Origin of the sequence: Flavobacterium indicum GPTSA100-9 = DSM 17447, from assembly GCF_000455605.1 — a bacterium.
GTDB lineage: Bacteria > Bacteroidota > Bacteroidia > Flavobacteriales > Flavobacteriaceae > Flavobacterium > Flavobacterium indicum.
The window spans coordinates 932,712-952,594 of sequence record NC_017025.1 but is presented as its reverse complement, the minus strand read 5'-3'; the positions used below and the strand labels follow the sequence as shown (position 1 = coordinate 952,594).

Here is a 19,883-nt window from a genome sequence, read left to right as displayed (position 1 = left end):
GCAAAATTACCCAAAAAAATATCTATTTCAATATATTTTTATTATAATTATTTATATGTTGATAAATTATAGCTATCGATATTTTATAATATAAAGTTAAGCAATTGAGTTTAAAAAGTCTATGATAAATGTTAGTTTATTGTGTTATTATTTTATTAATTATTTGTTGGTAAATTAATAACTCAATTTTAATTGAAAGTGTTTCCTTTTAGCATAATAATTATATATTTGCTTTTCCTATACTTTTCTTAGGATAAAACTAAAAACTTACTAAAATTAACAAACTATTCATGAATATTTTTAGAAAAAAATCAATAGCTACTATTTTAAAACAAGGAGGAGATGGGGAACATTCTGGGTTAAATAAGGTTTTGAATGTTAGGGATTTAACCTTGTTTGGGATTGCTGCAGTTATAGGTGGTGGAACATTCAGTGCAATTGGAAATGCTTGTTTTGCAGGTGGTCCAGGTGTTATTTTGTTGTATATCATTTGTGCTATAGCTTGTGGATTTACTGCCATGTGTTATGCTGAATTCGCCTCTCGTGTTCCGGTTTCAGGTAGTGCATATACCTATGCATATGTATCTTTTGGTGAATTGTTTGCATGGATTATAGGTTGGGCCCTGATTATGGAATACTCAATTGGTAATATTTACATTGCCTTTTCTTGGAGTGGTTATTTTACTAATTTACTGGAAACATTTGGACTTCATTTGCCAGACTGGTTAACTATAAATTATCAATCTGCACATGCTGCATTTGAAGCAAACAAAGCAGGTGAAGGATTAACAGCTTGGACTACCGCTCCTATGATTGGGAATTTACGAATCATTTTTGATTTACCGGCTGTTTTAATAAATGTTATTATCACTTATTTAGTTTACAGAGGGGCTCAAGAATCAAAAAATGTTAGTAATGCTATGGTAATCATTAAAATGGCTATCATACTACTGGTAATAATTGTTGGTTGTTTTTATATAGAAATTGATAATTGGACGCCTTTTATGCCAAATGGTTTTGGAGGAGTTATGGCTGGAGTTTCTGCTGTTTTTTATGCCTACATTGGTTTTGATGCCGTATCAACACTAGCGGAAGAATGTAAAAATCCACAACAAGATTTACCTAAAGGAATGATTTATTCCTTAATTGCTTGTACGGTTGTATATATTATTTTGGCTTTGGTTCTAACGGGAATGGTCTCTTACGAAATGTTGGGCGTAAGTGATCCATTAGCTGAAATTTTTGCTATTAAAGGCATCAAATGGATGTTGTTTATTGTGTCTATAGCAGCAGTAGTTGCGATGACAAGTGTATTATTGGTTTTCCAAATGGGGCAACCTCGTATTTGGATGACCATGAGTAGAGACGGTTTAATGCCAAGTCGATTTTCTAAAATTCATCCGAAATATAAAACTCCGAGTTACGCAACCATTGTAACAGGTATTGTTGTTGGATTACCAATATTTTTTACAGATGAAACCTTGGTGCTTGACTTTACAAGTATTGGAACTTTGTTTGCTTTTGTTTTAGTTTGTGGAGGTGTATTGGTTTTATCGCCTCAAAGTGAAGAAGAAATGGCGCAAAGTAAAGGGAAATTTAGAATTCCTTATATCAATTCTAAGTTTGTATTTCCATCGATGTACTTGTGTTCATTGATTTTAATTCATTATTTATTTCCGACGTATTTTGTAGATTTATTTGATTTTAGTGATGCTAAAATAGCAATAAATTTACCGTTAATTATTTTCTATATTTTATGTTTTGTATTATCGGGATTATCATTCATTAAAAATTTCTCTTTAATTCCACTTTTAGGTTTAGTATCGTGTTGTTATTTACTAACAGGTATGACCGTTTCTAACTGGGTGTGGTTTTTTGGATGGTTATTAATTGGTTTAGTGGTGTATTTCTCATTCGGATATAAAAACAGTAAACTGAATAAAGCTTAGTCAATAACTATAAACGCCACTAAATAGTGGCGTTTTTTTATTCTTTTCTTTTTAATTTATTTCTAAAATAGAATACAATTGCTGCGAATAGAATTAAGGGCCAAATTTGGATTAAAAAAGAAAGGATGTTTTCTAGTAAAATCCAACCCGATTGTAGACTGTCTAGGATTTGTATTCCTATATGTGGTCTAAATGCAGTACTGTTTTTTGAATTGGCAATAACTTCGTTTTTAGTTTGCTCATTTTGATACAATTCAATGGTTATGGTGCTAAAATTTATTTGATCTTCTAATGCTAATTTTTCTACATAATTTTCATCAATTGAAGATTCTTTTGCTCCTAATTGTTGCTCTGATTCGGTTATGTCTTTTAATTTTTTTCCTTTGGTTTTGATTGCATTTTCAATTCGTTGTGCTTGTTTTTTTCCACGTTTAGAAGCGAGATCTTTCGATAATAATTGAAATTGTACATCATCAGCTTTTATAACTCTATAATCTAAAAATTGTACTTCGGAAGTTAAACTGCGCAATAAGGTGTCGAGTTTAATATTTGGAACTCGAAGTAAAAGTATATTATTTACTTCAAATTGTGTCGAAATTAAAGTGCTGTCTTGACTAATTTTTGTTTCGTCTTTGTTAATGATGGTACTTCTTAATTCGGATAAAGTTACAAATCCACCTACTTTTTTAGTCAGACTTTCAATCTTATATGTAGATTCCGTTACACTTTTTACTTTAAATTTTAAATCGGCTGTTTGAATGAATTGTCGTTTGGAGTTTTTGTCAACTTCAGCCGCAATTGACGACATAGATTTTTCTTCTACTGCTGCTGAATCAGTAGCTACAGTTTTTAAATCCATTGCTGAAACACCAGGTGTTTCCTCTGCTTTTTTATTGCAAGCAAATAAAGTTAGGATAAGTAAGGCAAAAGTGCCCAACCCAATTACAGTTTTTTTCATAAAATTTTGTTTAAAAAGGTTAATACAAATTGATTGGTAGGTAGTTTTACTTCATAAACAAAATTTCAGTCAAAGGTTCATTAATTAAACTTAACTAAAAACTGTGCCAAAAAAATGATTCATAAAAAAAACCTGCTAATTAGCAGGTTTTTCAGTTTTCTCTATTTTAATAGTTAACTCTTGAGCGGTTTCATCTAAATCCATAAAGATGGTATCGCCTTGATTTATTTTGGAAGTAATAATTTCTTCCGCCAAAGCATCTTCAACATATTTTTGTATGGCTCTTTTCAAAGGTCGAGCTCCAAATTGCTTATCAAATCCTTTTTCGGCTATAAAATCTTTTGCTTTTTCAGACAATGTTAAATCATAACCTAAATCTTTGATACGAGCGACTAATTTAGCCATTTCAATATCAATGATTTTATCAATATCATGTTTTTCTAAAGCATTAAATACAATAACATCGTCAATTCTATTCAAAAACTCTGGTGCAAAAGCCTTTTTCAAAGCATTTTCGATGACTGATTTATTGTGTTCTTCTGTTTGAGCTACTTTTGCTGATGTTCCAAATCCAACACCTTGTCCAAAGTCTTTTAATTGACGCGCGCCAATATTAGAAGTCATAATAATTATTGTATTTCTAAAATCAATTTTACGACCTAAACTATCAGTTAAATGTCCATCATCCAATACTTGTAACAACATATTAAACACATCAGGGTGTGCTTTTTCAATTTCATCTAAAAGTACAACACAATACGGTTTTCTTCTTACTTTTTCAGTTAATTGTCCACCTTCTTCATAACCTACATACCCTGGAGGCGCACCAACTAATCTTGAAATAGCAAATTTTTCCATGTATTCACTCATATCGATACGCACTAAAGCATCTTCAGAATCGAATAATTCCTTTGCTAATACTTTTGCTAATTGTGTTTTTCCAACACCTGTTGAACCTAAGAAAATAAATGAACCAATAGGTTTGTTAGGATCTTTTAATCCAGCTCTATTTCTTTGAATCGATTTTGCTATTTTTTGAACAGCTTCATCTTGTCCAATTACTTTTCCTTTAATTAAATCTGGAAGTTTTGCTAATTTATTACTTTCTGTTTGAGCAATACGATTCACAGGAATTCCAGTCATCATAGAAACTACATCCGCGACATTATCTTCCGTTACTGTAACCCTATTGTTTTTAGAATCTTCTTCCCATTTTTCTTGCGCAATAGCTAAATCTTTTTCAATTTTTTTCTCATCATCTCGAAGTTTAGCGGCTTCTTCAAACTTTTGTTTTTTAACTACTGAGTTTTTTAGTTCTCTAACTTCTTCCAATTGCTTTTCAAGTTCCAAAATTTGTTTTGGCACTTCAATATTTGTGATGTGAACTCTTGAGCCTGCTTCATCTAAAGCATCAATTGCCTTATCTGGTAAAAAACGATCTGTCATGTAACGACTGGTTAATTTCACACAAGCTTCAATGGCTTCTGGTGTAAAAATTACATTGTGGTGATCTTCGTATTTACCTTTAATATTGTTTAGTATCGTAATCGTTTCTTCCACCGTAGTTGGCTCCACAATTACTTTTTGGAATCGTCTTTCTAACGCCCCATCTTTTTCAATGTATTGACGGTATTCGTCTAATGTTGTAGCACCGATACATTGAATTTCCCCTCTTGCTAATGCTGGTTTAAACATGTTAGAAGCATCTAGCGATCCTGTAGCGCCACCAGCACCAACAATAGTGTGGATTTCATCAATAAAAAGGATGATATCGTCATTTTTTTCCAATTCATTCATTACCGCTTTCATGCGTTCTTCAAATTGTCCTCGGTATTTAGTTCCAGCAACTAAAGACGCTAAATCAAGCGTAACTACACGTTTATTGAAAAGAATACGCGATACTTTTTTCTTAACAATCATTAAAGCTAAGCCTTCAGCAATTGCAGATTTACCCACTCCTGGTTCTCCAATTAATAATGGATTGTTTTTCTTTCTTCGACTTAAAATTTGAGAAACACGCTCAATTTCTTTTTCACGTCCAACAACAGGATCCAACTTCCCTTCTTCTGCCAATTCAGTTAAATCTCTACCAAAATTATCTAATACTGGAGTTTTTGATTTTTTTGTTGTTTTATTACCACTATTACTCGATGAACTCATTCCACTATCTTTAAATCCTTCATCTCCCGAGTCGTCAAATGATTCTGCTCGAGGTGTATTTTTTAGTATATCTTCGTTTTCGCTCATATTCATATACAGTTCTTTTACGTTATCATAATTAATTTTAAGTTTATTCAACAATTTTGTAGTAGGGTCATTATCGTTTTTTAAAATACATAACAACAATAAAGCCGTACTAATTGAAGTCGTATTGAATAATTTGGCTTCTAAAAAAGTATATTTTAAAGCTCTTTCAGCTTGTCTTGTTAAGTGTAAATTCTTTTTATCATTACTGACAGTGCTAGTTGGATTTGCCGGACTAAGAATCTCAACTTTTTTACGTAATACATCAAAGTTAATCTGCATTGAATTCAGTATATCCATTGCACTTCCATTTCCATCTCTAAGCAAACCAAGTATAAGATGCTCTGTACCTATAAAATCATGACCTAAACGCAATGCTTCTTCTTTACTATAAAAAATAACATCTTTAACTCTAGGTGAAAAATTATCTTCCATAAATCATTTAATCTCTTGTAAAAATACTAATTTAAGTAAGTATCTGCAACTATTGTGCTAACTTTTGCTAATTGACAAAAAAAAATCGAAATATGAAAATTTGACAGCTTTTTATTTATTAAAAAAACAGGCTCAAATTGTTGATAAATATTTCAATTTTATTGATTTTTTTTCTTCTTAAAAGTCCAAAATATTGTATATTGGCACGTTTTATAAATCGAGTAAAATTTTAATAATATATGTCAGACGGAGAAAAGTTAATTCCTATTAACATTGAAGACGAAATGAAGTCAGCCTACATCGATTATTCGATGTCGGTTATTGTATCAAGGGCACTTCCAGATGTAAGAGACGGTTTAAAACCAGTACACAGAAGGGTGTTATATGGGATGTATGAGTTAGGCGTTCTTTCAAATAGAGCTTACAAGAAATCAGCCAGAATTGTTGGGGAAGTTTTAGGTAAGTACCACCCTCACGGAGATTCATCTGTTTATGATGCCATGGTACGTATGGCTCAAGAATGGAGTTTACGATATTTAATGGTAGACGGTCAAGGTAACTTTGGTTCAGTAGACGGGGATAGCCCAGCAGCTATGCGTTATACCGAAGCCAGAATGCAAAAGATATCTGAAGAAATGTTAGCCGATATTGAAAAAGAAACGGTTGATTTTCAATTGAACTTTGACGACTCGTTAGAAGAGCCTAAAGTATTGCCAACAAAAGTTCCTAATTTATTGATTAATGGAGCTTCGGGTATTGCTGTAGGTATGGCAACCAATATGCCTCCGCACAATTTAACGGAAGTAGTAGATGGTACCTTAGCCTACATAGATAATAATGAAATTGAAATTGACGATTTAATTAAAATAGTTAAAGCTCCAGATTTCCCAACAGGTGGTATTATATATGGTTATGAAGGGGTAAAAGAAGCGTTCAAAACCGGTAGAGGTAGAATTGTAATGCGTGCCAAAGCTGGTTTTGAAGAAGTAAATGGACGCGAATCTATTATAGTTACTGAAATTCCTTATCAAGTGAATAAAGCCGAAATGATCAAAAAAACGGCTGATTTAGTTAACGAGAAAAAAATCGAAGGTATTTCAACTATTCGTGATGAATCTGACAGAAACGGGATGCGTATCGTTTATGAATTAAAACGTGATGCAGTACCAAATGTTGTTTTAAATACACTTTATAAATATACACAATTACAATCTTCTTTCAGTGTTAACAACATTGCATTAGTTAACGGAAGACCTCAAATGTTGAATCTAAAAGATTTGATTCATTATTTTGTGGAGCACCGTCATGATGTGGTAGTTAGAAGAGCGCAATTTGATTTAAGAAAAGCCGAAGAGCGCGCGCACATCTTAGAAGGTTTAATCATTGCTTCTGATAATATAGATGAAGTAATTGCGTTAATTAGAGGCTCTAAAGATGGCGATGAAGCTAGAGCAAAATTAATTGAACGTTTCAAATTATCTGAAATTCAAGCACGTGCGATTGTTGAAATGCGTTTACGTCAATTAACAGGTCTAGAACAAGACAAGTTAAGAGCAGAATATGAAGAAATCATGAAATTAATTGCAAGTTTAAAAGAATTATTAGCTAGTAAAGAGCTAAGAATGCAATTAATCAAAGATGAGTTAACTGAAATTAGAGATAAATACGGAGATGCACGTCGTTCTCAAATTGAATATTCTGGTGGCGATGTGAGTATTGAAGATTTAATTGCCGATGAAAATGTAGTCATTACAATTTCACATGCGGGTTACATTAAACGTACTTCATTATCAGAATATAAAACACAAAACAGAGGTGGTGTAGGACAAAAAGGATCAGCAACACGTGATCAAGATTTCTTAGAGCATTTGTTTGTAGCAACAAACCACCAATATTTATTATTCTTTACACAAAAAGGAAAATGTTTCTGGATGCGTGTGTTCGAAATTCCTGAAGGAAGTAAAGCTAGTAAAGGTAGAGCTATTCAAAACTTAATCAATATTGAACAAGACGATAAAGTTAAAGCGTTTATCTGTACACAAGACTTAAAAGACGAAGAATACATCAATAGCCATTATGTAATCATGGCAACGAAACAAGGTCAAGTTAAGAAAACGCCTTTAGAACAATATTCTCGTCCACGTCAAAACGGAATTAACGCTATTACAATTAAAGAAGACGATGAATTAATCGGAGCAAAATTAACAACTGGAAATAGCCAAGTTTTGATTGCAGTTAAATCAGGTAAATTAGTTCGTTTCGAGGAAGAAAAAACACGTCCAATGGGTAGAACCGCTTCTGGTGTTAGAGGTATAACACTTGCCGATGACAAAGATGAAGTTATTGGATTAGTGTCTATCGATAAAGATCATGTTAATGATTCTCAAATCTTAGTAGTTACGGAAAATGGTTACGGTAAACGTACTAAAGTAGTTGACGAAGATGGAGAAGATGTATACCGTATCACAAATCGTGGTGGAAAAGGTGTGAAAACATTAAACATCACCGATAAAACAGGTCAATTGATTTCGATTAACGATGTTACGGATGAAGATGATTTAATGATCATCAACAAATCGGGTCTAACCATTCGAATGAAAGTTTCAGACTTACGTATCATGGGTAGAGCAACGCAAGGTGTTCGTTTAATTAACATCAAAGGCAACGATTCTATTGCAGCGGTAACAAAAGTAATGCGTGAAGATGAAGAAGAAACTATCGATGATATAGAAAACGATGGCACGGATTTGGATAGCACTCCAGATTCTGAAACTCAAGAATAAAAATTTTAAGCCCAATTCAGTTTGGGCTTTTTTAAAATAAAACAACAAATGAAAAAATTTATTTTAAGTGTAGCACTATTAACTGCAATGGCTACATTCGCTCAAAAAGACGAATTAAAAAACTTAAAAAAGCTTTATGCTAAAGATGCTTTAACTACCGAAGAATTCAATCAATTCAAGGGAGCTTTATTAAAATTAGAAAGCGTTGCTGCTACAGATGAAGACAAAACTTCGGTTACTTTTTATAAAGCCATGTCTCCTCTATTAGAATTATCAACTTTTGGACAACAGCCTACACCCGCTCAAATTGCCAGAGTAATGAATCCAACCACTTTAAAAAATTTGGTTCAAGGATTAAAATACACTTTAGATTTTGAAGCTAAATCAGGTAAAAAAGTATATACCGACGATATTAAAGAAACTTTAACTTGGTTCATGCCAATGTTGCAACAATCAGCTACAACATTAAATAGCATGAAAAAATACAAAGAAGCAGGTGATATTTTTTACAGTATGTATCAGTTGGACAATTCAGATGTTGCTAATTTAGAAAACGCTGCAATTTTAGCTGTTCAAGCAGGTGATTATAACTTGGGAGATAAATTATACAGAGAAATTCAGTCTGTAGGTTTTGCTGGTACAGGCACAAAAAAGTTTCAAACAAATGAAGTTGAAGTAGCTAAATTATTAGCCGCTATTGCATTAGAAACAAAAAATTACGAACAAGCGAAGAAAGATTATGCCGCTTATATTAAATTAAATCCAAGTGATTTAGAAGCACAAATCAATGAAGCTAATTGTTATTATCATACAAATGATTTAACTACTTATAAAAGTAAAATTGCTTCAATATTAGATAAAAACCCTAATAATGCAGCTTTACAATATAATGTCGGCTATTTAATGATTTCTGATGATGCTAAAATCGTAGAGGAAATTAATGCCAATTTAAAAGACGATAAAAAATATAAGGAACTTACAAATAAACGTAAAGATTTATTTAGAGCAGCTTTACCTTATTTTGAAAAAGCCCATCAGTTAGATGTTAACAATACTGATACTAAAGAAATCTTAAAAGTGACTTACGACATTTTAGGTATGAAAGATAAAGCAGCTATGATTAAATAGTACAAATCCTCAACTTCGGTTGGGGATTTTTTTTATAACCTATTTTAAAAAGATTGACTAATTATGTAGCCCCAAGTAGTAGTTAAAAAACTCGCTATCTCAAAAGTAGTACAACAAAGCCATTGAGTAATTATGAACAGTTGAAATAGCAAAACAGCATAAATTCAAAAAATAAAATTAAGTCAACCCAATTTAAATTAGTTCACAAAATTTTAAAAATACTTACTTTTCAACCAAAACGCTACATTTACTAAAATTATTAACGCCGGAACTTCCACTAAAGGTCCGATAACACCTGCAAAAGCTTGTCCGCTATTAATTCCGAATACACCGATGGAAACTGCTATTGCCAATTCAAAATTGTTTCCAGAAGCAGTAAACGATAATGCAACTGTGTCTCTATAATCAGCTCCAATTTTCTTAGCAACAAAGAACATCAAGAAAAACATTATAGCGAAGTAAACCATCAATGGAATAGCAATTCTAACCACATCTAATGGTAAATCCACAATCATTTCTCCTTTTAAGCTGAACATGACAACAATGGTAAAAAGTAGCGCTATCAAAGTAATTGGTGAAACAAATGGAATGAATTTCTGATTGAAAAATTTATCTCCCAAATACTTTTTAATCGCAAAACGACTCATTACAGCTAATACAAACGGAATCCCTAAATAAATCCCAACCGTTTTAGCAATTTCTGCAACGGTAATAGTTAATTCTAATCCTTGAATACCAAACAAAGGCAATAATATTGCTAAATAAAAATAGGCATACAAACTGAAAAAAAACACTTGTAATAAACTATTGATTCCGATTAAACCCGCGGTTAATTCTCTATTTCCTTCAGCTAGTTCATTCCAAACAATTACCATGGCAATACAAGGCGCAATTCCGATGATAATTAACCCCGTCATGTATTCTGGATAGTCTTTTAAGAAGAACGTTGCCAATAAAAACATTAAAAACGGCCCTACAATCCAAGTGATAAAAAACGAAGCGGATAGCAACTTTGGCTTTTCCAACATTTGAGGCACTTTTGAAAAATCGATTTTAGTTAAGGGCGGATACATCATTAATATCAAACCAATTGCTAATGGAATATTCGTTGTTCCAGAGGAAAAAGAATTGATAAAATCAGCTGAATTGGGAATAAAATAACCTATTCCTACTCCAACTACCATCGCTAAGAAAATCCATAAAGTTAAATAGCGGTCTAAAAATCCTAATCTTTTTTTCATTTATAGTATTTTTTAATTTGTGAGAATACATAATGCATTTCAGATGCAATTTGTAAACTACGTTCTGCATATTTTTCATTCATTACATCCGTTCCGTCAAAAGCTTTTGGATCGTCATATTTGATTGGAAATCGTACTTCTGCACCAAAAACCATCGGACAACCTTCATCGGCATTATTGCAGGTCATGATGGCGCCAAAGTTGCTTTTCGGATTAAAAGGATCGAAATACGCTTTGGAAAAACAAATGATGGGATGTTGATTGTCCTCAAACTTCACCGCATAAACGGGATTTTTTCCTTCACTTAATTGCTGAATTTGAAATCCTTGGTTTACTAAGGTTTCTCCAACTTTAGGAAACATCGCTGTAGTTTCTGTCCCACCCGAATAACAAAATACATGCTTGATTCCGAAATGAAACGCCATGGTTTGTGCCCAAATTTGGGATAAATGACTTCTTCTTGAATTATGCGTACAAATGAAGTTCAATCGGATTTCTTCGTTTAAATCGACTTTAGATTGTATATATTCAACTAAAACGTCTAACATTTCTTTTCTTTCTTCAGATACTGCAACTGTTGCAATTTGATTTATTTTTTCTTGTAACGTATCAAACATAAGGCATAAACTTGTTTTTTTTAAATTCACAAAATATAAAATTCTGAGTCGTGTTAAAAGGAGTGTGATGATCTTCTTTAAAGCATTTTACCTTTTCAAATCCTAAAAAAACGTTTTCAAAACGCTCTTCAGAATATTGTTTTATTCCCAATCCACTACATTTTAAAGGCCCCTTGTCTGAAAAAGTCCCCATAAACAATAAGGCATTTTCTGAAGTAAATTCTTTGGCCTTTTGCACATATAAAGCAACCTCTTCCGGATTTATTAAAAAATGAAAACTGGCTCTATCATGCCAAACATCAAATTTTTCAGTAGTCTTAAAATTCAAAATATCCGACACTATAAATGTCACCTCTTTTCCTTTTTCACCTAATCTTTCTTTCAAACGAAGAATTGCATTTTCAGAAATATCCAATACTGTAATATTTTTATATCCTAACTGCAATAATTCATCAACCAGAAAACTATCTCCTCCACCAACTTCAATGATTTTGGCCTCTTTTGCAATAGCATTATCCACAAAAAAAGCAACCGAAGTTTTAGGATTCGGCTGGTACCAACTCACCTCATTTTGGGCTTTCGTTTCAAAAACTTTTTCCCAATGCGCTTTTTTATCCATTAACAACAACCCGAATTAGGTGTACAACAACTCGTTTTTGCTTGTAATTCTTTCAAAGAAACTTTCATTTTCTCTTCTGGAATTCCACAATGATCACTCGCTAAACAGGTGGTTTGAGTTCCAATTAACGCAAAATTACCAGCAAAAAAATCCAATTTAAATTTACCAATTGTCGTTTCCATTTGGTATTCCACTAGCACCTCAGCATCTTCCCCACCCTGTTTTTCAATAATCGAAGTAATAATTTTTAAAAATTTCTCCGAGGTCAATCGATGTTCCACATCACCCGCATACCACAATTGAAACGTAAAATAATTTTCTTCACGAAAAGTATTTCCACAATCCGTATATTTTTTAGCAATAAAACCCATTTCTGTAATATGAAAATGAGAAGGCACCAAACTTCCGTCGGGCAAAACAAAATTTAATTCTTTTAAATCTTGCAATTGATAAATTAATTCAGATAATAACATATAATTTTATTTTTTAGAAAAAGACATTTATAATTTCAGCACATTTAACTTCGGGTTTTCCGCAGTACACGGTACTTTGCTTCAACCCCGTTTACAAAAGACGCCTTGTTTTTCAATTCACTAACAACATTTATTTTCTAACTTAATAGAAACCCCCATAAAATAACGGCCAATTTTTGAAAACGTATCTTTATTTAAACAATAACAAATCGATTTTCCTTCAACCGTACCTTGAATGATTCCAGCACTTTTCAATTCTTTTAAATGTTGCGAAATGGTCGCTTGTGCCAAGGGCAATTCATTTACAATATCATTACAGATACAAGTATCTACTTTCAATAAATATTGCACTATAGCCACCCTTGCCGGATGCGCCATCGCCTTCATTAAATTCGCTAACTCATTCTGCTCCTGCGTAAAAGCATCTGATTTTGTAATCCCCATATCGTTATATTTATATATTGCAATATTACGATAATAATCCGAATAAAAAAACAATTCCCACAAAAAAAAACGCTTGCGGGAAATATTTTAAATTCTTTAATAAATTACTAAAGAAGTGGGTATTAATACCATTTCCGTTTTTTGAAATAGATAATCATTCCAATTAAAAGCAAAAACATAACTGCAATTATAATAAAATAACCATACTTCCAGTGCAGTTCCGGCATATTATCAAAGTTCATTCCATAGACGCCCACTATAAATGTCAACGGCATAAAAAACACCGAAACCACAGTAAGGGTTTTCATGACTTCATTCATCTTATGACTTTGCATAGAAAAATAAAAACTAGAAGCAGCTTCTAACGAATACAAATCGGCATCAATTTGATCTAATAATTCTAAACATTTTTGATGTAAACGTGCAAAGAAGGAATAATTTTCAGGTGCAATAGCATTGAAAACATCATCGTCTTTCATACTTTTAATCGAATATAAAGAATCACGCAAAGGAACTATAGAACGGCGTAAAAAATTTAGGTTATCTCTGTGTATTTCAATATCTTCCAATATTTTTTGAGAAGTAGTAGTCTTGGCTAAATCAATAATTTGGTCAATTTTATGTTCTTCATTCTCTATCGTAATGTAAAAATTTTCCATTACCGCATCGAGCAACAAATACAATAAATAATCTACTTTTTTATCACGAACTATACCAGCATGTTGACGTAAACGTTCCCTGATGTGTGTGAAAAAATCACTCGATTTCTCTTGAAAGGAAAACAAAAAACCATCTCGTAAAATGAAACTAATTTGTTCCATATCAATGGAATTGGAATTTCGTACTGGTAAAATGGACTTAATATTAAAGAACAACGTATGATGGTATTCGTCTATTTTGGAACGCTTTAGAATATTTAAAATATCACTTAAAATAAAATCATCAATCTGAAATTTCGCACCTAATTCTTTTACCAAATGAATATCATTCAACCCATGAAGGTTCAACCAATTATTTTTATTTTGCTCTAAATGCTTATCAATCTGACCAATATGAATGTCTTGATACTCCGATAAAGACTCCGTATCGTAAACAAACAATTGCATTTCGGGCTTAGTCTCTTTATGATTTCCCGTATATTCCAAAAGTGTAGGCACTACTTTTCTTCCTTTTTTATACAACAACTTTCGCACTTCGATTAAAATATTTACTTTTATGCTTTACAAATATAACGAAAACGAATGCAAACACTACTTACTCATATCAAACAATTACTTCAAGTACGAGACACACCAATTCATAAAGTATCTGGGGCTGAAATGGCCAATTTACCATTACTTGAAAACGCCTATTTACTTCTTGAAAATGATGTAATTATGGATTATGGTAAGATGGAAAATGCTCCATCTTTAGAAGGGATGAATGTGGTTGATTGTTCTGGTAAAATTGTATTACCAAGTTTTTGTGATAGTCATACACATATTGTTTATGCAGGCAATCGTAGTGGTGAATTTGTAGATCGAATTAATGGCCTATCTTACGAAGAAATTGCAAATCGCGGCGGTGGCATATTAAATTCGGCTAAAAAATTAAACGAAACTTCTGAAGAAGAAATATATGAACAATCTAAAAAAAGATTGGAAGAGGTTATTTCACAAGGAACGGGTGCAGTAGAAATTAAATCGGGCTATGGTTTAACGGTTGAAGGGGAACTGAAAATGTTACGTGTTATTAAACGATTAAAAGAAAATTATCCTGTTGCTATAAAAGCTACTTTTCTTGGCGCCCATGCTTTTCCTATGGAATACAAAGAAAACCATCAAGCCTATATCGATTTAATCATTTCTGAAATGCTACCTGCCATCGCTAAAGAGAATTTAGCTGATTACATCGATGCCTTTTTAGAAACAGGTTATTTTAGTGTAGAGGAAACCATTCAAATCATGGAAGCCGGTAAGAAATATGGTTTAACACCTAAAATTCATGTCAATCAATTTACAGCCATTGGAGGTATAAAGGCTTGTGTAGATCATGGAGCGTTAAGCGTGGATCATTTAGAATTGGTTACAGAAGACGATATAGAAGCTTTAAAGAACTCGGATTGTATTCCTGTGGCTTTACCAAGTTGTTCTTATTTTATAAGTATTCCTTACACTCCGGCGCGCCAACTATTAAATGCTGGTTTACCTTTAGCTTTAGCTTCTGATTTTAATCCAGGCACAACCCCATCTGGAAATATGCATTTTGTGGTAGCGACCGCTTGTATAAAAATGAAAATGACACCTGAAGAAGCTATTAATGCGGCTACTATCAACGGGGCTTACGCCATGGATTTAAGTGACACACACGGCAGTATCACTCGTGGTAAAAAAGCGAATTTTATCCTAACAAAACCTTTACACTCTTATTATGAAATTCCGTATTGCTTTGCTACAAATTTGATTGAGAGTGTGTGGTTGGAGGGGAAAAAATTTGGTACGCAGATTTAACGGATTAAACGGATGAAAACAAAATTAACCTTATACATAGTCTTATTAATTTCAACTATAGTTGGTTTGTTTTATCTTCTATCTGTTTCTTTTTTGATGTATTTTGGAAAAACTCAGAAAATTGATGTTGATTCTGAAATTGATGATCAATTGACAATTAACTATTTGCTGATTTTTGCTTTATTAATTATCCTAATATCCTGTATATATAAAATATGGAAACTTAAAAACAACCACAACGTTTGTCTCTCTGAAAGAGTCTAAAATATTTTTTTGAGATGCTTTCAGCATGACAAACTGTGTGTAAAACTTTGTGTCTTTGTATCCTTGCGTCTTTGCGGTAAAACCTAAAAATCCGCTTCTACTAAAATCTCCATACGTTTTCCAGAAACTGGATGATCAAACTGAATCCACTCCGCATGTAAATGCAAACGATTGGCTTTGGTTCCGTATAAATCATCACCTACTATTGGTGCGTTCAAACCCAATTCATGAGAAGCATGCATGCGCAATTGGTGCGTTCTGCCTGTTATAGGGTAAAAATGAATACGGGTTTGTTTGTTTTTTATGGAAAGAACTTCAAAATGGGTTTGAGCAGGCTTGCCGTGTTCATAACACACCAATTGTCGTGGTCTATCATTTAAATCTACGCGTAATGGCAAATCAATAAAACCGGATGGTTGTTTAACAATCCCGTCCAATAAAGCTACATATCTCTTTTTGATAGTGCGATGGATGAACTGACTTTGCAATTTCACATAAGTCGGTTCATCTTTGGCAATTAGCATTATTCCAGACGTAGACATATCCAAGCGATGAACAATTATAGGACCTGTTGCTTCTGGATACTTTTCTTTAATTCGATGGTAAACGGAATCGGTAATAGTTTTACCTGGGACCGATAAAAACTCTATGGGTTTATTAATTACCAACATCACCTCATCTTCATAAACAATTTCGATATCTCTACCGTGAGCCTGATTTTCAATAAGCGGATTTTCATCCATAAGTAAACCATGCAACATATGTCCCATCAATATAGGTTCACATTTTCTTCGGCAAGCCGGGTAAAATTGTTTATGCTTACGCACCTCAGATTTCGGAGATTGCCCCCACCAAAACTCAGCCATTGCAATGGGTTTTAATTGGTGTTCAAAGGCATAATGCAATAACTTTGGCGCGGCACACTCCCCTGCTCCAGCGGGAGGATTATCGTCAAATATTTCGCCTAAACTTTTTGTTTTTCCTTCAACATTTAAGAAAGCGTATTCTGCAAACAACAACTTTTGTAAAGCTGCTGATTTCTGTTTACGCAATTCCTTTAAATCATTTATTTCTTGAATATATTGATCATACTTCCCTTTTAATTCCTGCAAACGATAGTCAAAATACTTAGTCATGTTTTTCAACAAAACTTTTTCTTTGATACTTTCATTACTCCAACTCACTTCCATAATATGATAAAGTAAGGGTTGGTTTGCTCTATCGAAGGTAGCGCGTTGTTCGTTTCGAATTTGTTTTTGAGATTGTATTTTCTCTTTTTGTTCAGCAATACAAGTAGCCGCAAGTGCCGTTTCTCTCTCGAATTTTTGTTGACATGCTAAAAATTCTGGAGCTTGCTCTAAGCTTTCTATTTTTTCAGTTATAGCGCTGATGACGTCTTCCTCTTTACGAAAAAAACCATTTTCGTCTAGCATATCAAAAACAGTTGGTACAAAATAAGGCAGATGATTCACTCCAGCTAGTTTACCTGAAAAAGCCCATAAATAACCGATTGCACCGTGTTGATTTTGACACACCAAAACCCCAAACATTTTTCCAATGATTAATCCTTCCTGTCCTTCTTTTAATCCAAAATTATGCTCAAAATCGGTTTGGTTTTCAAGATATTCTTGTAATTCTTGCGCTGCGATTAAACTCAGTTCATGAGGTTGATAATAAAACGGAAACGTGAATTTTTCAGGTAAAGTAATTCCTGATATGTTGGTTTTAAATGATTGAAAAAGTAGGGGTGTTTGCATGAGGCAAAGATAAAATTTAATATCAAAACAACAGCAATTGTCTACTTAATTCGATAGTGCGTGAGGGATAGAGCGGTTTGTTTGAGCACGCCCGAAGGGATGCGAGTAGCGAAAGCCCGACACTAGGAAAAAATGAGTTAACAAACGACATTTTTTCCTTGTGGCACGCCCATAAAAAAATCCGCCTACTTTTTAGTAAACGGATTTCTTAAAATATATGTAATCAAATTAACATTGACTAATTGACTTATTTCTTCAAATGTGTATCGAAATAATCAGCGATTTTTGCATACATATGAATACGATCTCTACCACTTACATTGTGTTCATGGTTTGGATACAAAAAGTAATCCACTTGTTTACCGGCCTTAATGCAAGCTTCAATAAAGTTCATACTGTGTTGTTGTACCACTACAGGATCTTGAGCCCCATGAATGATTAACAATCTTCCTTTTAAGTTCTTAGCTTTATCTAACAAGGATGTTTTAGCGTATCCTTCCGGATTTTCTTGCGGTGTATCCATATAACGCTCTCCGTACATAATTTCGTAATATTTCCAATCGATAACCGGTCCGCCCGCAACACCTACTTTAAAGGTATCAGCTTGAGCTGTCATCAATGAAGTAGACATAAATCCGCCAAAACTCCATCCAAAAACGCCAATTTTATCAGCATCTACAAATGCTTTTGATTTTAAGAATTTTATCCCTTCCATTTGATCAGCCATTTCATTTACCCCAAGTTGACGGTGATTTACTTCACAAAATTTCTTTCCACGAGCGTCACTACCTCTGTTATCCATGGTAAATACCACATACCCTTGTTGCGCCATATAAATATCGAAATACCCTGCACCCGACAACCATTTGTTAGTGACCAATTGCGCATGAGACCCTCCGTACAAATAAACCATTACAGGATATTTTTTAGTAGCATCAAAATTTGCAGGATAAATGATTCTTCCGTTTAAAGGTGTTTTACCGTCGGCAGAAGTTAAAGTGACCAATTCAATTTTAGGTAAATCAATTTTCCCTGCAAAAGGATTATCTGCTTTAACTAAAGTAGTATTTGCCATTTTGTTTTTAACATTCAAAATAGAAATTTCATTAGGTGTAGTTGCATTACTGTACTGGTCTAAAATCATGGTCCCGTCAGAAGAAACCGAAGCATTGTGCGTACCCGAAACTGTTGTTAATTGGAACGTTTTTCCTGATTTTAAATCAACTTGATACAATTGACGGTCTAATCCATTATTTGCAGTTCCGATATAATTAATTTTTGAATTAGTCGCATCAAACCCAAGTAAATCGGTCACCACCACATCCTTATATCCTAAGTTTTTAATTAACTTCCCATCGGTTGAATATAAATACATTTGGTTATATCCGTAAAAATCCGTTTGATAAATGAACTGATTGGGATTGTTTGGCACAAACGTAATCGCATGTTGTGGTTCTACCCAAGTTGTTGCCTTTTCTTCAAACAAAGTTTTTACGAAAACACCTGTTGAAGCATTATATTTATTGAATTTTAAATGATTTTGTTCACGGTTTAAAACACCAATAAAGATAAACTTCCCTGTTGGTTCCCAAGAAACCATAGTTAGATATTGTTCTTTAGGTTCACCGGTTTGAATCGTTACTTTTTTACCCGAAGCTACATCGTAAACAACTACCGTTACATTTTCACTAGTCATACCCGCCATAGGGTATTTAATGTCTTTATTTACGGCTTCACGTTCATTCCAATTCGTTAGTGGATAATTAGCCACCATAGTTTCGTCTTTACGGTAATAAGCCAATTGGGTTCCCGTTTCATTCCACCACATTCCTTTATCAATACCAAATTCTTGACGGTGCACATAACCCGATCCATTAACAATTCCAGAATTTTCATCGTTAGTAACTGCAATTGTTTTTCCATCAGCTAAGGTAATCTGAATATTATTTCCTTTTAACCAAGCTACCTGATTATTAGAGGCAAAAGTTGCTTCTGAACCGTCATTTGGATACGCAACAGCTTTGGTGATTTGCTTTGTTTCAACATCAAATATAATGTTGTAATTTTTATTTTTTCCTGCTAGTTCTGTTTCAAAAGTATTTTTAGATTTCCAATGAACCATAGGAAACGAACGTAAGGTAAATTCATCTCCTGAAATTTTAGTCTTAAGAGCCGATTCTAATTCAGCCTTAGATACCAAAGTAGCTTCTGTCCAATTAGTAGAAGCACTTTTTTCCATTAAATTAGAAAAGTCTGCACTTAGGTAAGTGATTGCTTTAGAATCTTTTCTCCATTGAGACGCGGATAATGTTTTTGAAGCATATTTTCTTGGCCCCATTACTGTTTCTTCTATTGTCAATTTTTGAGCAAAAGCAATACTTCCAATTAAAAGAAAACTAAAAACGTATTTTTTCATTATAAAATTACTAGTGTTAATGCACAATTAGTGTTGAATAATGCAAATTTGTTACAAAAAAAATCC

The 19,883-nt window shown here is 33.2% G+C and carries 14 protein-coding genes; 4 read left to right on the top strand and 10 right to left on the bottom strand.

The window, feature by feature from the left end:
• The first annotated feature begins 290 nt into the window (after positions 1 to 290).
• Positions 291 to 1,949: an amino acid permease gene (locus KQS_RS04200; RefSeq protein ID WP_014387967.1), complete on the top strand. Its 1,659-nt coding sequence runs from the start codon at positions 291 to 293 to the stop codon at positions 1,947 to 1,949.
• A gap of 37 nt (positions 1,950 to 1,986) precedes the next feature.
• Here KQS_RS04200 and KQS_RS04195 read toward each other — a convergent pair whose 3' ends face one another.
• Together KQS_RS04195 and KQS_RS04190 are read right to left on the bottom strand one after the other, a co-directional pair.
• Positions 1,987 to 2,907 (bottom strand): DUF4349 domain-containing protein, encoded by a 921-nt coding sequence (locus tag KQS_RS04195; protein ID WP_014387966.1) that lies wholly within the window; start codon positions 2,905 to 2,907, stop codon positions 1,987 to 1,989.
• A 135-nt stretch (positions 2,908 to 3,042) separates the two neighbouring features.
• Positions 3,043 to 5,586, bottom strand: coding sequence for an ATP-dependent Clp protease ATP-binding subunit (locus KQS_RS04190; RefSeq protein WP_014387965.1), 2,544 nt, complete (start codon positions 5,584 to 5,586; stop codon positions 3,043 to 3,045).
• A gap of 239 nt (positions 5,587 to 5,825) precedes the next feature.
• On the opposite strand from KQS_RS04190, the gene gyrA reads away from it, so the two are divergent.
• Positions 5,826 to 8,369, top strand: coding sequence for a DNA gyrase subunit A (gene gyrA / locus KQS_RS04185; protein ID WP_014387964.1), 2,544 nt, complete (start codon positions 5,826 to 5,828; stop codon positions 8,367 to 8,369).
• Positions 8,370 to 8,417: 48 nt separating this feature from the next.
• Positions 8,418 to 9,497 carry a tetratricopeptide repeat protein gene (locus KQS_RS04180; RefSeq protein WP_014387963.1) on the top strand — a complete coding sequence of 360 codons (1,080 nt, stop codon included), beginning with the start codon at positions 8,418 to 8,420 and terminating at the stop codon, positions 9,495 to 9,497.
• Between the two features lie 212 nt (positions 9,498 to 9,709).
• On the opposite strand, the gene arsB is transcribed toward KQS_RS04180, so the two are convergent.
• The 6 genes from arsB to corA all read right to left on the bottom strand — a co-directional run bounded on the left by arsB (position 9,710) and on the right by corA (position 14,084).
• Positions 9,710 to 10,738 carry an ACR3 family arsenite efflux transporter gene (gene arsB, locus KQS_RS04175; protein ID WP_014387962.1) on the bottom strand — a complete coding sequence of 343 codons (1,029 nt, stop codon included), beginning with the start codon at positions 10,736 to 10,738 and terminating at the stop codon, positions 9,710 to 9,712.
• Positions 10,735 to 11,355 (bottom strand): arsenate-mycothiol transferase ArsC, encoded by a 621-nt coding sequence (locus tag KQS_RS04170; RefSeq protein WP_014387961.1) that lies wholly within the window; start codon positions 11,353 to 11,355, stop codon positions 10,735 to 10,737. Before KQS_RS04170 ends, arsB begins: the two co-directional genes overlap by 4 nt.
• Entirely contained in the window at positions 11,348 to 11,974 is a 627-nt protein-coding gene (locus KQS_RS04165) for a class I SAM-dependent methyltransferase (RefSeq protein ID WP_014387960.1), read from the bottom strand. The genes KQS_RS04170 and KQS_RS04165 overlap by 8 nt, the downstream gene beginning before the upstream one ends.
• Positions 11,974 to 12,447, bottom strand: coding sequence for a DUF6428 family protein (locus KQS_RS04160; RefSeq protein WP_014387959.1), 474 nt, complete (start codon positions 12,445 to 12,447; stop codon positions 11,974 to 11,976). Before KQS_RS04160 ends, KQS_RS04165 begins: the two co-directional genes overlap by 1 nt.
• A 120-nt stretch (positions 12,448 to 12,567) precedes the next feature.
• Positions 12,568 to 12,891 carry an ArsR/SmtB family transcription factor gene (locus tag KQS_RS04155; protein WP_014387958.1) on the bottom strand — a complete coding sequence of 108 codons (324 nt, stop codon included), beginning with the start codon at positions 12,889 to 12,891 and terminating at the stop codon, positions 12,568 to 12,570.
• A gap of 122 nt (positions 12,892 to 13,013) precedes the next feature.
• Complete coding sequence (corA, locus tag KQS_RS04150) at positions 13,014 to 14,084, bottom strand: magnesium/cobalt transporter CorA (protein WP_014387957.1); 1,071 nt, start codon at positions 14,082 to 14,084, stop codon at positions 13,014 to 13,016.
• Between the two features lie 48 nt (positions 14,085 to 14,132).
• Between corA and hutI the strand changes: the two genes are divergently transcribed.
• Positions 14,133 to 15,380, top strand: a complete 1,248-nt coding sequence (gene hutI / locus KQS_RS04145) for an imidazolonepropionase (RefSeq protein WP_014387956.1) — start codon at positions 14,133 to 14,135, stop codon at positions 15,378 to 15,380.
• 347 nt (positions 15,381 to 15,727) lie between these two features.
• Here hutI and KQS_RS04135 read toward each other — a convergent pair whose 3' ends face one another.
• Both KQS_RS04135 and KQS_RS04130 read right to left on the bottom strand, forming a co-directional pair.
• Positions 15,728 to 17,401 carry an RluA family pseudouridine synthase gene (locus KQS_RS04135; protein ID WP_014387954.1) on the bottom strand — a complete coding sequence of 558 codons (1,674 nt, stop codon included), beginning with the start codon at positions 17,399 to 17,401 and terminating at the stop codon, positions 15,728 to 15,730.
• 247 nt (positions 17,402 to 17,648) lie between these two features.
• Positions 17,649 to 19,817 carry a S9 family peptidase gene (locus KQS_RS04130; RefSeq protein ID WP_014387953.1) on the bottom strand — a complete coding sequence of 723 codons (2,169 nt, stop codon included), beginning with the start codon at positions 19,815 to 19,817 and terminating at the stop codon, positions 17,649 to 17,651.
• Between the last annotated feature and the right edge of the window lie 66 nt (positions 19,818 to 19,883).

What these genes read in the sequence shown, in the direction of transcription:
- KQS_RS04165 (WP_014387960.1), bottom strand. Translation starts at nt 11,974, where the DNA reads ATGGATAAAAAAGCGCATTGGGAAAAAGTTTTTGAAACGAAAGCCCAA.
- arsB (WP_014387962.1), bottom strand. Translation starts at nt 10,738, where the DNA reads ATGAAAAAAAGATTAGGATTTTTAGACCGCTATTTAACTTTATGGATT.
- KQS_RS04190 (WP_014387965.1), bottom strand. Translation starts at nt 5,586, where the DNA reads ATGGAAGATAATTTTTCACCTAGAGTTAAAGATGTTATTTTTTATAGT.
- gyrA (WP_014387964.1), top strand. Translation starts at nt 5,826, where the DNA reads ATGTCAGACGGAGAAAAGTTAATTCCTATTAACATTGAAGACGAAATG.
- hutI (WP_014387956.1), top strand. Translation starts at nt 14,133, where the DNA reads ATGCAAACACTACTTACTCATATCAAACAATTACTTCAAGTACGAGAC.
- KQS_RS04180 (WP_014387963.1), top strand. Translation starts at nt 8,418, where the DNA reads ATGAAAAAATTTATTTTAAGTGTAGCACTATTAACTGCAATGGCTACA.
- KQS_RS04170 (WP_014387961.1), bottom strand. Translation starts at nt 11,355, where the DNA reads ATGTTTGATACGTTACAAGAAAAAATAAATCAAATTGCAACAGTTGCA.
- KQS_RS04195 (WP_014387966.1), bottom strand. Translation starts at nt 2,907, where the DNA reads ATGAAAAAAACTGTAATTGGGTTGGGCACTTTTGCCTTACTTATCCTA.
- KQS_RS04200 (WP_014387967.1), top strand. Translation starts at nt 291, where the DNA reads ATGAATATTTTTAGAAAAAAATCAATAGCTACTATTTTAAAACAAGGA.
- KQS_RS04155 (WP_014387958.1), bottom strand. Translation starts at nt 12,891, where the DNA reads ATGGGGATTACAAAATCAGATGCTTTTACGCAGGAGCAGAATGAGTTA.
- KQS_RS04130 (WP_014387953.1), bottom strand. Translation starts at nt 19,817, where the DNA reads ATGAAAAAATACGTTTTTAGTTTTCTTTTAATTGGAAGTATTGCTTTT.
- KQS_RS04160 (WP_014387959.1), bottom strand. Translation starts at nt 12,447, where the DNA reads ATGTTATTATCTGAATTAATTTATCAATTGCAAGATTTAAAAGAATTA.
- KQS_RS04135 (WP_014387954.1), bottom strand. Translation starts at nt 17,401, where the DNA reads ATGCAAACACCCCTACTTTTTCAATCATTTAAAACCAACATATCAGGA.